Source organism: Acinetobacter sp. AB03, assembly GCF_058107045.1.
In genome coordinates this window covers 1,547,012-1,559,674 of the sequence record NZ_JBUEBA010000002.1, presented here as the reverse complement: position 1 = coordinate 1,559,674, position 12,663 = coordinate 1,547,012, and the positions used below count along the sequence as shown (strand labels likewise).

At 40.2% G+C, this 12,663-nt stretch carries 13 protein-coding genes and 2 pseudogenes; 5 read left to right on the top strand and 10 right to left on the bottom strand.

What is annotated here, in order from left to right; all coding sequences use genetic code 11:
• Positions 1 to 143: pseudogene (locus ACY3FQ_RS07940) on the bottom strand (nitroreductase family protein); the annotation flags it as partial.
• 115 nt (positions 144 to 258) lie between these two features.
• Positions 259 to 1,365 (bottom strand): signal recognition particle-docking protein FtsY, encoded by a 1,107-nt coding sequence (gene ftsY / locus ACY3FQ_RS07935; protein WP_287166555.1) that lies wholly within the window; start codon positions 1,363 to 1,365, stop codon positions 259 to 261.
• Between the two features lie 190 nt (positions 1,366 to 1,555).
• On the opposite strand from ftsY, the gene ACY3FQ_RS07930 reads away from it, so the two are divergent.
• Both ACY3FQ_RS07930 and ACY3FQ_RS07925 read left to right on the top strand, forming a co-directional pair.
• Positions 1,556 to 2,935, top strand: coding sequence for a M16 family metallopeptidase (locus tag ACY3FQ_RS07930; RefSeq protein ID WP_489774402.1), 1,380 nt, complete (start codon positions 1,556 to 1,558; stop codon positions 2,933 to 2,935).
• Complete coding sequence (locus ACY3FQ_RS07925) at positions 2,935 to 4,527, top strand: M16 family metallopeptidase (protein WP_489773812.1); 1,593 nt, start codon at positions 2,935 to 2,937, stop codon at positions 4,525 to 4,527. The genes ACY3FQ_RS07930 and ACY3FQ_RS07925 overlap by 1 nt, the downstream gene beginning before the upstream one ends.
• Before the next feature lie 376 nt (positions 4,528 to 4,903).
• Here ACY3FQ_RS07925 and ACY3FQ_RS07920 read toward each other — a convergent pair whose 3' ends face one another.
• Positions 4,904 to 5,263 carry a hypothetical protein gene (locus tag ACY3FQ_RS07920; RefSeq protein WP_489773811.1) on the bottom strand — a complete coding sequence of 120 codons (360 nt, stop codon included), beginning with the start codon at positions 5,261 to 5,263 and terminating at the stop codon, positions 4,904 to 4,906.
• Between the two features lie 217 nt (positions 5,264 to 5,480).
• Here ACY3FQ_RS07920 and ACY3FQ_RS07915 point away from each other — a divergent pair, with 217 nt between their 5' ends.
• From ACY3FQ_RS07915 to ACY3FQ_RS07905, 3 genes are all read left to right on the top strand, one after another.
• The gene (locus tag ACY3FQ_RS07915) at positions 5,481 to 5,714 is read left to right on the top strand and encodes an SEL1-like repeat protein (protein WP_004697075.1); all 234 of its coding nucleotides are present in this window, start codon (positions 5,481 to 5,483) and stop codon (positions 5,712 to 5,714) included.
• 141 nt (positions 5,715 to 5,855) lie between these two features.
• A complete protein-coding gene (locus tag ACY3FQ_RS07910) occupies positions 5,856 to 6,236 on the top strand; it encodes a DUF2750 domain-containing protein (protein ID WP_234963919.1) in 381 nt (126 codons plus the stop codon).
• A gap of 131 nt (positions 6,237 to 6,367) precedes the next feature.
• Complete coding sequence (locus tag ACY3FQ_RS07905; protein WP_010326774.1) at positions 6,368 to 6,799, top strand: CBS domain-containing protein; 432 nt, start codon at positions 6,368 to 6,370, stop codon at positions 6,797 to 6,799.
• Between the two features lie 135 nt (positions 6,800 to 6,934).
• Here ACY3FQ_RS07905 and trpB read toward each other — a convergent pair whose 3' ends face one another.
• The 7 genes and pseudogenes from trpB to ACY3FQ_RS07870 form a co-directional block, all read right to left on the bottom strand.
• Complete coding sequence (trpB, locus tag ACY3FQ_RS07900; protein ID WP_489773810.1) at positions 6,935 to 8,143, bottom strand: tryptophan synthase subunit beta; 1,209 nt, start codon at positions 8,141 to 8,143, stop codon at positions 6,935 to 6,937.
• A gap of 43 nt (positions 8,144 to 8,186) precedes the next feature.
• Positions 8,187 to 9,374: a vWA domain-containing protein gene (locus ACY3FQ_RS07895; protein WP_489773809.1), complete on the bottom strand. Its 1,188-nt coding sequence runs from the start codon at positions 9,372 to 9,374 to the stop codon at positions 8,187 to 8,189.
• Between the two features lie 13 nt (positions 9,375 to 9,387).
• Positions 9,388 to 10,239, bottom strand: coding sequence for an AAA family ATPase (locus ACY3FQ_RS07890; RefSeq protein ID WP_489773808.1), 852 nt, complete (start codon positions 10,237 to 10,239; stop codon positions 9,388 to 9,390).
• 22 nt (positions 10,240 to 10,261) lie between these two features.
• Positions 10,262 to 10,645, bottom strand: a complete 384-nt coding sequence (locus ACY3FQ_RS07885) for a hypothetical protein (protein WP_336000658.1) — start codon at positions 10,643 to 10,645, stop codon at positions 10,262 to 10,264.
• A gap of 22 nt (positions 10,646 to 10,667) precedes the next feature.
• Positions 10,668 to 10,976 (bottom strand): YcgL domain-containing protein, encoded by a 309-nt coding sequence (locus ACY3FQ_RS07880; RefSeq protein WP_004984643.1) that lies wholly within the window; start codon positions 10,974 to 10,976, stop codon positions 10,668 to 10,670.
• Between the two features lie 129 nt (positions 10,977 to 11,105).
• Positions 11,106 to 12,248, bottom strand: a complete 1,143-nt coding sequence (locus ACY3FQ_RS07875) for a ribonuclease D (protein ID WP_010326777.1) — start codon at positions 12,246 to 12,248, stop codon at positions 11,106 to 11,108.
• A 106-nt stretch (positions 12,249 to 12,354) separates the two neighbouring features.
• A pseudogene (locus tag ACY3FQ_RS07870) lies at positions 12,355 to 12,663 on the bottom strand (IS4-like element ISAba33 family transposase); the annotation flags it as partial.

Genomic DNA, 12,663 nt, shown 5'->3' with positions numbered 1-12,663 from the left:
TTAAATTTTAAATCTTTGGTTAAATCCGTTGTTAGAACTTGTCCAATTTTATGTAATAAAGCCATACCGTGTTCCCCAAAATGTACAGTGATGCCTATTGTATTAGGTGCTAGTGTAATCTCAGGAGAATCACTTATATTCATTACGTGATTTCTAAATGCTTGTTTTTAAAACAAACAAATTGAATCAAAAAATAAACTCCGCATTTAGCGGAGTTTATGTGACTGATCTAACACTTTAAAATTGTGCTGTTCAATCTTATTTCTCTGTTTCGAACAAAGCAGCAACAAAGGATTTTGCAGAGAAAGGACGTAAGTCGTCAATTTTCTCACCGACACCAATGAAGCGAATTGGAACATGCGTACGACTGGCAATATTAAATAGTACACCACCTTTCGCAGTACCATCGAGCTTGGTAATCGTCAGGCCTGTCAAACCAACTGCCTCATCAAACATTTCTACTTGATTAATCGCATTTTGACCTGTTCCTGCATCGACCACCAACATAACTTCGTGTGGCGCAGTCGCATCGATTTTTTGCATGACACGTTTTACTTTGGTCAACTCTTGCATAAGATGACCTTTGTTATGTAAACGACCTGCGGTATCTGCGATCAAAACATCGACACCTTTCGCACGCGCACTTTCAAACGCATCGAAAATGACAGAAGCGCTGTCAGCGCCATGGCCTTGTGCGACTACGGCAATATTATTACGCTCACCCCAAATTTGAAGCTGCTCAGTCGCTGCCGCACGGAAAGTATCCCCCGCAGCAAGCATCACTTTCTTGCCTTCACCTTGTAAGCGTTTTGCCAATTTACCAATGGTTGTGGTTTTACCCACACCGTTTACACCCACCACCAAAATCACATAAGGCGTTTTGTTCGGATCGATGTGTAAAGGTTTCACACGTGGTGCAAGTAAAGCGACCAACTCTTCTTGAAGCGCTTTATATAGCGAGTGCGAGTAAATTAAATCGCCACGTGCAGTACGTTCAGTTAAGTTGGTAATGATGGTTTTCGTTGCATCAACGCCAATGTCGGCCACGAGAAGCTGCTCTTCAACTTCTTCAAGCAGTTCGTCATCAATTTCCTTACCACCGATCAAAATATTGACCATACCATCGGCAAGGTTTTTACGGGTTTTGGTTAACCCTTCTTTCATGCGGCTAAAGAAACCGCCTTTTGCAGATGTCTCTGCTTCTTCTGCGCTTGTTTCAGCAACCACAACTGGACTAACAACTGTTTGCTCTTTTGTTTCAACGATTGGCACATTGACCACAGGTAAACTTGGTAGTGTGACATCGTCATCCCCGATATCAGCATCAATCAAAAATTTGTTCTGCTCATTAGATTGCTGTTGCATGCCGAATCCTTGAAAAGCACTGCGTTAAAAAAGACGGATTCTACCATAAAAGATAGGCTTTCGCTTAGCAACAATACTTTATGTAAACACTTAACAAATCAATACTTCTGGCGCTTGATCTACTTCGTATTTTTCTTAAGAATGGTTATTTATTGAAATGCTTTCACTTCAACCTGAGCCCAAATTTTATATGCATCACTTATTAGTCACGCATTCTTATAAAAAAAGTTTAGTTGCACTGGGTTTAACTCTACTTTGTTTACCTATAACTACCCATGCACAAATACGCAGTGAACTTACCCGCAGTAGTTTTGAAACCACTTTAAGCAATGGCTTGCAGGTGATTATCCGTGAAGATCACCGCTCCCCAATGGTCATGACCCAAATTTGGTACAAAGTCGGTAGCACCGATGAGTCTGGAAATATAACGGGTATTTCGCACGTACTGGAACATATGATGTTTAAAGGCACATCCAAAGTTCCCAATGACGAATTCAGTCGTTTAAGTCGAATCTATGGCGGTACAGTAAATGCCGCAACATTTACCAATTACACCAATTACTATCAGCTTTATCCTAAAACTTACCTCCCAATGGCTTTAGAGCTTGAAGCAGATCGTATGCGCAATCTCTTACTACGGAAACAAGACTTTGACCCTGAAATTAAAGTCGTGATGGAGGAGCGACGCCTACGTACCGATGACAACCCCCGCTCACTCGCTTTCGAACGCTTCAAATGGATTTCTTATCCCACGAGTCACTATCGTCAACCCGTCATTGGGCACATGAAACACTTGCAAAATATAAGTCTAGATGACGTGAAGCAGTGGTATCAAAAATGGTATAGCCCAAACAATGCGATCTTGGTGATTGTGGGTGATGTCAATGCAGAATCTGCCTTAAGACAAGTTCAAAAATATTTTGGCGACATCAAAAGCCATCCAACACCTGTACGCAATGATGTGACTGAGTTTGAGAACATTGGCTACCGTCACATGGAGCAAAATACCAATGTTGAGGTGCCAAATTTATATATGGCTTGGAATGTGAAATCACTTGCAACAGCAAGCAATCCAGAAGATGTTTATGCACTCACACTTATTCGAAGCTTATTAGATAGCGGGATCAGCTCTCGATTACAACAGCGCCTTGTACGCGACAAAAAATTAGCAACCGCACTGAGTGTGAGTTATGACCCTTATAACCGTGGAGACAGTTTATTTAGTATCTCCGCACTTCCAGTCACTGGCGTGGAACTTCCGGAGCTACAAAAAGCCATTGAACATGAAATTGAGCGACTCCAAACAGAACTTGTTCAACCTCAAGAGCTAGAACGGATTAGCACACGCTTTGTTGCAAACTTAATTTATGGTCAAGATGACATTGTCGGGCAAGCAAAGATGATTGGAAACTTAGCTGTGAATGGCTTGAATTATCGACTAATGGATCAGCTTCCACAGCATTTTGAAGCGGTTACACCTGAAGATATTCAGCACGTTGCTCAAACTGCTTTTATCAGAAATAACTTAAGTACGTTGTACCTTCAACCAGAAAAGAAGGCCACAAAATAATGAAAAATCAAAAGACCATCTTTAACCTATTATTTATTACCATGTCTACCTTTTGCACTACCAATGTAATTGCAGATGTAAGTACAAGCAGTGTAAGCAATGATGACCCACGTACATTACAGTCTATTGCTTCTCTACAAAGCTTAAAACAAGTTCAAACCAGCGACCTTTATACAGCACCACATGTACACGAACTTAAAAACAGATACAAAGTTCGAAGTCTATTCGTTGAGTCACCAGCCTTACCTATGGTGGATATTCAACTTACCTTTAATGCAGGCTCTGCAAGAGATGTAGAAGTAGAAAAAGGCCTATATGGTGTTGCCAATATGGCAGCACAACTCATCGATGAAGGCACCACGCAACATGATGCAGTTGAAATCGCGAATGCCTTTGAACAAGTCGGGGCTCGTTTTAGTGTAGCTGCACACCGTGACATGTTTGTGGTTCGACTGCGTTCCCTGTCTGACCCTAAAAAATTAGATGCTGCGGTAAGTACGATGCTTAAAGTATTAAAAGACTCTACTTTTAAAAATAACAGTATTAGTTTGATGGTGAGCAATACCCAAGTGGGCCAGAAGCAGTTGAAAGAAAGCCCGAGTCGATTGATGAGCATTCGTTTTTATCGTGCGCTCTACGGTTCACATCCTTATGCGGAACCGATTACGGGAACCAATGGCAGTATTAAAAAAATTACGACTCAGCACTTAAAAAAATTCAGAGATGAATTTTTGGTTAGTCAAAATATGAATATTGCACTGACAGGCCAACTCAGTGTTAAACAAGCGCAAAAACTGGCTGAACGAATAAGTGCAGCCCTCTCACAAGGTGAAGCGGCAAAGCCACTTGCTGTACCACAAGATAAACCCAACTTTGATATTCAACATATTCTGTTTAATTCAACTCAAGCCCACGTCACCATGGGACATCTATCAACCACACGGGATGATCCTGATCGTTTAGCCCTCGAACTAGCTAACCGTATGTTGGGTGGGGGTGGATTTAGCTCCATTTTAATGAAAGAACTACGCGTTAAACGTGGATACACCTATGGAGCAAACAGTGCTTTTACATTTAGCCAAGCGGCTGGAAGTTTTATTCTAAGTTATTCAACCCAACAAGATCAGCTCATGGACAGCATACAAGTGGCGCATAAAGCCCTAGTTGACTTTGTCCATCAACCAATTGATGCACAGCAGTTAGAAGAAACTAAAGCCGGTATGTTACGCAGCCTACCTAACAGCTATAGCAGCAATGCAAACATCAACGCACAACTGGGCTCTATAGGGTTTTACCAACAAGATGCGAATTATTTAGCAGACTACCCAAAACGTTTAGCTGAGATCACGCCTTTAGATGTCCAAAATGCAATACGTAAACACATTCACCCTGAAAGTCTTACCCTTGTGATTGTCAGTAATGCTTTAGATAAAGAGCAACTTCGACATATTCTAGAATTGAATCTTGACCCGAATATTAAGCAAAGCATCCCGCATCCTGATCAAATTCCTGCGATTATTGAACCTCCGGAGCCAATGCCGGAAGCTGCTTCGCCCGATTCTGCTCAAACTGATGAGCCTGCATTAATCTAAAGTAATCAATATAGGAAATCTGGTTTTCCAAAACCAGATCTTGAGCCATCTCTTGTGTTTCTGGAAAAGTCGCTTGATGAGATAAGCGACTTACATTTTCAAATTGGCTTGGAGAAATGGGTCGAGATAAAGCAATACTCGATAAAACGACAATGAGCATAATGATCGACGCCATCAAACCATTATAAATTTGTACAAGTGTAATCTGTGATTTTAATTTAAGAATTTTTTGGATCGCAATGTGCATAACCTACCTCTAGTGAAACTAGTGTAAGTAGCGAATTGCATAATCACAAGTTGAAATGCTGAAAAATGCCCCCATTAATGCTAAAGAGGACATAATTTCAGCAAGTCAGATTGTTTGTAAAGCAGAAGTCTAACCAACAATGCTACGAATAACTGCAAAATAGAGCACCAAGGCAATTACCCCCAATGCAATCATAATGGCGAAAGCCCCAACACCATTTTCTGCATCTGCAGGGTGTGCAGGATCGTCATCTGCAATACGTCTTAGCTCCCCATTGTATGTTTCATAAAAATCAGCCCGTTGATTTTCATCAAGCTGACGTGTGAAATCATAAACTCGTTTACGTTGTGCCAAACAAAAATCCCCAAGATGAATTTCTTGATGGAAAACTGCTTCATCTAATAGTGTTCGGTGATATTGCGCCAACGCTACAATTTGAGAAATAGTTGGAGGCATATCAAAATCAAAACCGTCTAATGTATTTGTCATGTTATTCTCCTTATAAAATACAGTTTCCTGTTTTATTATCATATTCAATATTTTGATTGTTCATTGTTTAATCATGTAAACAAAATAAGATGAAGAATACTCGACAATATATTTGACAATTCCAGCAATTTGTAATAAATATTTAACATTAGCGTGATATTTATATCTAAAGGTAAAATTACCTTTAAGTGATCATAATTAGAATAAGGAGCTTAATATGATTCAACAAATCTCTCATCATGACTTAGAACATGCGTATGCGGATGCAGTAAACACCATTCAATCACAAATGAACTTTGTAGAAGCAGTACAACAGTTAGAAAGCGTTGCACGCGCAGGCCACGGTAAAGCAGCACTGTTTTTGGCAGAACTTTATTATCAAGGTTTCCGCGTAGAACGTGACTCACTGAAAGCACAATACTGGCAACAGCTTGCCACCATGAAAGCATAATAAAACGTCACCTAGGTGGCGTTTTTTTTTGAGCCTAACATTTTGATATGACATATTTATTTACATAGTTATGCAAAGCTTACACTGAACTTTCATCTTAATTATTTAAAATAGCGTCATGTTCCTTAACGACATAACGCTATGTACAAAATTTTGAAACTACAACCGATTTCAAATCATTTATATTTAAAAATCAATATTCTAAGAGGCATGATGTACTGCGGTATTCTTTGGGGGCTTTACAACGCTGAACAGCAAGGCTGGGCTATGACCTCTGATCACGATGACTATGTTTTCCCTTTTTGGCTCAATGGTTTACACGCACACCAATATGCTCAATTGCACTGGCCAAACTATATTCCTAAAAAAATCACGCCACATGATTTCCAAAGCGCATTACTGCCTACTCTGTCACGCTTAAAAGTCACCCCTGCGCTATGTAATGGCACAAAGCGTATGAAGCTCAGTACGTCTCAAATGCGTCACTTTTTCTTCAATGACCGTATTCTGTCGCCAGCTTAAGGCTCATTAAGAACAATAAGACGTAATTAACTTGTTATTTTATTGAGAGCTATGACTGTAAAGTATTTGCTTTTTTTTTAAATCGCGCTAATTTAAATATAAAACAATAACCACAACCGAGGATATGCCCTATGACCAATGTTGCTCAAGTATTAAAAGATAAAGTACATCAAGCAATCTACACCATCAGCCCTGAAGCCACGGTTCTTGAAGCAATTTCACTTATGGCAGATAAAGGCATTGGTGCACTTGTGGTCACACAAGAAGAACGCGTTGTAGGTATATTGTCCGAACGTGACTATATGCGCAAAGTCATGTTGATGGAACGTACTTCAAAGCAAACCACAGTCAATGAAATTATGACAGCAAAAGTACTGACGGTCACAACAGCAGTTACGGTTGAAGAATGTTTAGACCTCATGACAGATCGCCACCTACGTCACTTGCCTGTGGTTGAACAAGATAAATTATTGGGACTCATTTCTATTGGTGACTTGGTGAAAGCGGCAATGGATGATCAAAAGAAACTGATTGAGCAACTACAACAGTATATTTCAGGTTAAGTTTTAATGGTGAGGTATTCAATAATGAACGTATACTCAGCATTGGCTACTAATGATAAAAAATAAAGTTGAAACCATATAAAAATCCCTGCACTAAGCAGGGATTTTTATATGTAAATATGAAAGGCTTAAAACTTAGTTCAGACCTAATTTTGCAGCGACATAATCTGCATCTTTGTCGCCACGACCAGATACATTCACCACAATTTTAATATCTTTGGCCAACTTTGGAGCTTCACGAAGTACCCACGCCACGGCATGTGAACTTTCAAGCGCAGGTACAATTCCTTCAACTCGCGACAACCGCATAAACGCATCCAAGCACTCTTGATCAGTCGCAGTGGTGTATTCGACACGACCCAAGTCTTTCAGTAGACTGTGCTGTGGCCCGACACCAGGATAATCTAAACCTGAAGCAATCGAATGCACTGGTAACGGTTCACCTTGATCATTTTCAAGTAAATAACACGCCATACCATGAATCTGACTTGGTTTACCTAAAGTTAAGGTTGCCGAGTGCATGTCGGTATCAAGACCATGACCAGCAGGCTCTACACCAATTAGTTTCACATCTGCATCGTTTAAAAATGCGGTGAAAGCACCCATAGCATTTGAACCACCACCCACACATGCAACCACATAATCTGGGTTCGCACCAAAGCGCTCATGGGTTTGTTCTTTAATTTCTTTACCAATAATTGACTGAAAGTCACGGACCATCATTGGAAATGGATGTGGCCCAACAACCGAACCAATAGCATAGATATAATTGGTTGGATCTTTTAAATACTCTTCAAAAGCACTGTCCACAGCATCTTTCAGCGTTGCAGTACCACGTGTCACTGAAATGAGTGTTGCTCCAAGGATTTTCATTTTGACGACATTGGGATGTTCTTTTTCAATATCGACCTGCCCCATATGAATTTCACACGGAATCCCCACCAAAGCACAGGCTGTTGCGAGTGCAACGCCGTGTTGGCCTGCACCGGTTTCTGCAATGACTTTGGTTTTACCCATATATTTTGCAAGCAGCGCTTCACCCAAACAGTGATTAATTTTATGTGCACCTGTGTGGTTTAAGTCTTCACGCTTTAGATAGATCTGTGCCCCACCCAACTGTTCAGATAACCGTTTTGCATAAAACAACGGACTTGGACGACCAACATAGTGCGCAAACAGTTCAGCAAGTTCAGTTTGAAATTCTTCTGTTACACGAATTTGCTCGTAAGCGACTTTAATGTCATCCATTGCCGCTTTTAAGTGAGGCGGGATAAACTGACCACCATAGTTCCCAAAAAAGCCCGCGTCATTAGGCAAAGCAATACCATTAATTTGATGATCCATTTTTTTATGATCCTTATTCTTTAAATGTGCTTTCTTTCCAGCTTTATCGTGCTAAATACTTGGTCATATCCTCAACGCCTTTGAGGGTCATTGGGTACATATGGTCTTCAAAAATTTGCTTAATCAAACCAATCGTATGGGTGTAATGCCAATAACGATCTTCTTCTGGGTTCAACCATGCTGTTTTTTCAAAATGATTGCGTAAGCGCTGTAGCCAGACATTGCCTGCTTCATCATTCATATATTCAACCGAACCACCCACAGAATTGAGTTCATAAGGTGCCATAGAGGCATCTCCAACCACAATTACACGATAGTCGCTTCCATAGGTATTGAATAAATCCCACGTATTCATACGGGTGCTTGAGCGACGTACATTGTCCTTCCAAACATAGTCATATACACAGTTATGGAAATAGAAATACTCTAAGGTTTTAAACTCAGTTTTCGCCGCACTAAACAGTTTTTCGCATTGTGCAATATGTGAATCCATCGATCCACCCACATCGAACAACATCAGCACCTTAATACGATTACGACGTTCAGGCACGAGCTGCACATCGAGTATGCCTTGCTTCGCGGTTTCGCGAATTGTACCATCGATGTCTAACTCTTCAGCCGCACCTTGTCTGGCAAATTTACGTAAACGACGCAATGCCATCTGCATTTGGCGCGTTCCGAGAATTTGATCATCATCCAAATTCTGATATTTACGTTGTTCCCAAACTTTTACAGCAGAACGTTTACGTCCTGGCCCACCAATACGCACCCCTTCAGGATGATCACCATAAGCACCAAATGGAGACGTTCCTCCAGTGCCGATCATCTTGTTTCCACCCTGATGTTTCTTATGCTGCTCGCGTAAACGTTCTTCCAGCATTTTCATGAGTTCTTCTAATGAACCTGCTTTCTTTAATTCTTCACGCTGCTCAGGGCTTAGATGCTTTTCTAAGAGTTCTAAATCGAACCAGTCTTTCGGTAACTTTTGAACTTTATTGAGTAAATCATCTAAATCAAAAGTTGAAATCCCATCAAAATAGTCCTTCATGCCTCGGTCAAATTTGTCAAAGAAGCGTTCATCTTTCACCATAATCGTTTTGGCGAGTTGATAGAACTCTTCTTGATCGGCAAAGACCAGACCTGAAGCAACAGCCTCATTCAGATCGATCAGTTCACGCGTCGAGACGGGAACACCGTATTTGCGTAAGGTATAAAACAAGCGCACAAACATGCGTGTTTCTCCTTTAGCGACGAGACATGAAGGCTAAACGTTCAAGCAACTGTACATCTTGTTCGTTTTTAATGAGTGCGCCATATAAAGGTGGAATGGCTTTAGACTTATCATGATTACGCAGTACATCTTCTGGCATATCATCGGCCATCAGCAAGCTTAACCAGTCAATCAATTCAGAAGTTGATGGTGGTTTTTTTAGACCCGGAACTTGACGTAATTTGAAGAAAACTTGTAATGCTTCATTGACCAATGCAGTTGAAATTTGCGGAAAATGAACATCAATAATTTCACGCATGGTTGCGTCGTCTGGAAATTCAATATAGTGGAAGAAACAACGACGTAAGAATGCATCTGGAAGTTCTTTTTCATTATTTGAAGTAATAATCACAATAGGACGTTGTGATGCAGTAATGGTTTCGCCAGTCTCATATACATAGAAAGACATCTTATCCAATTCATGCAACAAGTCATTTGGAAACTCAATGTCTGCCTTATCAATTTCATCAATCAATAAAACACAACGCTCTTCACTGGTGAACGCTTCCCACAATTTACCCGGTTTAATATAGTTTTTAATGTCATAAACACGGTCGTCACCCAGTTGGCTGTCACGTAGACGTGAAACCGCGTCATACTCATATAAACCTTGCTGGGCTTTTGTGGTTGACTTAATGTGCCAAATCAACAATTTTAAGCCTAAGCTTTCAGCCACTTGTTCAGCCAGTAAAGTTTTACCCGTACCTGGCTCACCTTTGACCAATAAAGGCTTTTGTAAGCTACGTGCAGCTTTAACAGCAAGTTTTAAACTATCGGTAGCGATGTACTGATCTGTACCCGTAAATTGTTGTGTTTCAACAGACATGATTAAACCTTATTTTTATTAATTACAGCGGTGAATGATTGTTATTGACAACTACTTTGGTTTTATTAGCCACATATTTTGACCAAAAGAAACCGATCACAAGCCCCACACCCATGACAAAGAGAATCAGTGACAAATTTGACCAAATGAGTGCTGATTCTTTCGTTAACACACCAAAAAGCAAGCCAAAAATAGCCGGTGCAATCGATGAATTTGGCCCTTCGGAAACCGTTGGCGTCAATAAAATGGCAAAGATCATCATCCATGTGATACCACCCAACAGCTTTGGCAGGCGTGTAGCAATGGAATACCAACACCACAAAATCAGCAAACTGCCCAAAAGGTAAACTGTGACAGCAATACTGTCTTCAGGAATTGAATCGAGCATTGAAAGAAAACTATCCACGGTGCAACTCCTGAATTATGCTTTATGCGCCACGAAGGCCTTCTGGTGCCGCAGCATTCGGATTGATTAATCCTTCTGGCGGCATTTGTAGGAAGAAGCCTTGAGTTTGAATCGAATCCATGACATGCAATACATTTACACGGGCCAATTTACGCGCTTCACTCAGCTCTAATGACATCACAAAAGTCGCTCGACCAAATGCAACACGAACAGCTTCAGGTAAAACATTCAATGGGCTAAAATCTTCAGCGGCTTGATCAGCTTCAGTTGGACAAGCAATATAAAGATACATTTCATCTTTTTTGCTTGATTTATAAATAGAACATTGCATATCTAAAACAGCACTCAAATAACTCAAGCCACAGGATACATCAAATAAAAGCAGCTGACATTAGTCATGATTAACGCATCAGTCGTGATTTTGTATAAATATTCAAACTTCAGACCAATTGACTAATTATTAATCCATGACTTTCATTTGCGTCGAAAGATAGCTTTCATCACGGCGTAGGAGTTGAATTAAAGGTTGGGTTAACAAATCATAGCGCCAACCTAATAAATAATCAGGCAAGTCTTGCTCATCATTATGAAAAACCACATGTTGATGCAGCGCGTTCATCCACTTTTTGCGCATCAATACTTCTTTAGGAATACTGGTTTCATTGACCACATTTTGAATTAAGTGATCAATCTTCTCTCCCACATCTTTTGAAGAATGACGGATCGGACGTGCCATACGTAGTGGCCAATCTGCTTGCTCAGGCAAGAACTTCACCAAATCTAAAATGGTTTTGCCGTGCTCACGGACAACATTTTGACGTATGTCTTTTACACCCGATAACTGAAACGCATTTTTCGGATTTTTCTCAACCAAATCAATCATGCTTGAGTTTTTCAAAATGAAACTACGTGGTGTATTTAAAGCTTTCACCATGTGTTCACGCCATACAGCCAACTGCTGTAACTGCATTAACTGACGACGTGAATGTCGATAGTTACCAATATCTTGATAGAGTAAATGCAAAGGCGTTTCTGTCGCGATTTCTTGCGTCAGATGCTGACAGTCCTCAAGTGCAAAGTTTAAGAGTGACTTTGAATCTAGTTCTTGTTTAACTTTTTCTGAGAGATTCATTAAGTACAGCACATCGTTTGCCGCATAGCTCAATTGTGCAGGGCTTAATGGACGTGCCAACCAGTTTGAGCGCGTTTCCCCTTTATCGATATCGACATCCAACATTTGTTTCAGGGCATTTTGATAGCTGACTTGTAGACCATGTCCTAAAAATGACATGCCCACTTGGGTATCAAATACATTGTTTAAGGTTTTATGCTGTGCATAGTGATAAATCAGGTCGATATCTTCACTACATGCATGAAAGACATTTTGCTGTGCACGAAAAAGTTTATTCCAAAATTCAGATAAATCGAGTGTCGTACCATCGAGTAAATAGACATTGTTTTCGACATTGATTTGAAATACGCCTAACTTCGGCCATAAGGTGTCGACTTTGATGAATTCTGTATCGAGTCCATAGACTTCGTTACGATCCATTTTTTCCAAGACTGGTGTTAAGTCTTGTTGCTGCTGAATAAACTGAAACATATCCTACTGCGTCTAATGCTAGATGCTCTTTGGGCTATCTTACCTGAATAAGATCATTTAGCTATCAAGATTTCTAAGGGTTTTTTAATTATTTGCCGTTTTTTGTGCGCTCTTTCGTATCTGAATTTCCACGTTTATTAAGCAATGTCCAAAGGATAGGTATCGCTATTCCACGATAAACGATTGCGAGCATCAGGATATTAATATTTCGTTTTCCCCATTTCCAATTGGTTCTATCTAAAGTCAGTTGCACTTGGTCGAATGAAAACATATTGAAAATCAACTGAGAAATTTGACGATAATCAAAATACTGACCTGCAAAGAAGCGCTGCATACGTCGATAAAATGATTGTGGTAAGCACTTGATGGGCAAGGCTTTAGATGCAGAAGAAAGATTACATGTTTGCTTTAAAAT

Excerpts from the sequence above, each read along its gene's own strand:
- ftsY (WP_287166555.1), bottom strand. The coding sequence starts at position 1,365 with ATGCAACAGCAATCTAATGAGCAGAACAAATTTTTGATTGATGCTGAT.
- ACY3FQ_RS07930 (WP_489774402.1), top strand. The coding sequence starts at position 1,556 with ATGCATCACTTATTAGTCACGCATTCTTATAAAAAAAGTTTAGTTGCA.
- ACY3FQ_RS07925 (WP_489773812.1), top strand. The coding sequence starts at position 2,935 with ATGAAAAATCAAAAGACCATCTTTAACCTATTATTTATTACCATGTCT.
- ACY3FQ_RS07920 (WP_489773811.1), bottom strand. The coding sequence starts at position 5,263 with ATGACAAATACATTAGACGGTTTTGATTTTGATATGCCTCCAACTATT.
- ACY3FQ_RS07915 (WP_004697075.1), top strand. The coding sequence starts at position 5,481 with ATGATTCAACAAATCTCTCATCATGACTTAGAACATGCGTATGCGGAT.
- ACY3FQ_RS07910 (WP_234963919.1), top strand. The coding sequence starts at position 5,856 with ATGTACAAAATTTTGAAACTACAACCGATTTCAAATCATTTATATTTA.
- ACY3FQ_RS07905 (WP_010326774.1), top strand. The coding sequence starts at position 6,368 with ATGACCAATGTTGCTCAAGTATTAAAAGATAAAGTACATCAAGCAATC.
- trpB (WP_489773810.1), bottom strand. The coding sequence starts at position 8,143 with ATGGATCATCAAATTAATGGTATTGCTTTGCCTAATGACGCGGGCTTT.
- ACY3FQ_RS07895 (WP_489773809.1), bottom strand. The coding sequence starts at position 9,374 with ATGTTTGTGCGCTTGTTTTATACCTTACGCAAATACGGTGTTCCCGTC.
- ACY3FQ_RS07890 (WP_489773808.1), bottom strand. The coding sequence starts at position 10,239 with ATGTCTGTTGAAACACAACAATTTACGGGTACAGATCAGTACATCGCT.
- ACY3FQ_RS07880 (WP_004984643.1), bottom strand. The coding sequence starts at position 10,976 with ATGCAATGTTCTATTTATAAATCAAGCAAAAAAGATGAAATGTATCTT.
- ACY3FQ_RS07875 (WP_010326777.1), bottom strand. The coding sequence starts at position 12,248 with ATGTTTCAGTTTATTCAGCAGCAACAAGACTTAACACCAGTCTTGGAA.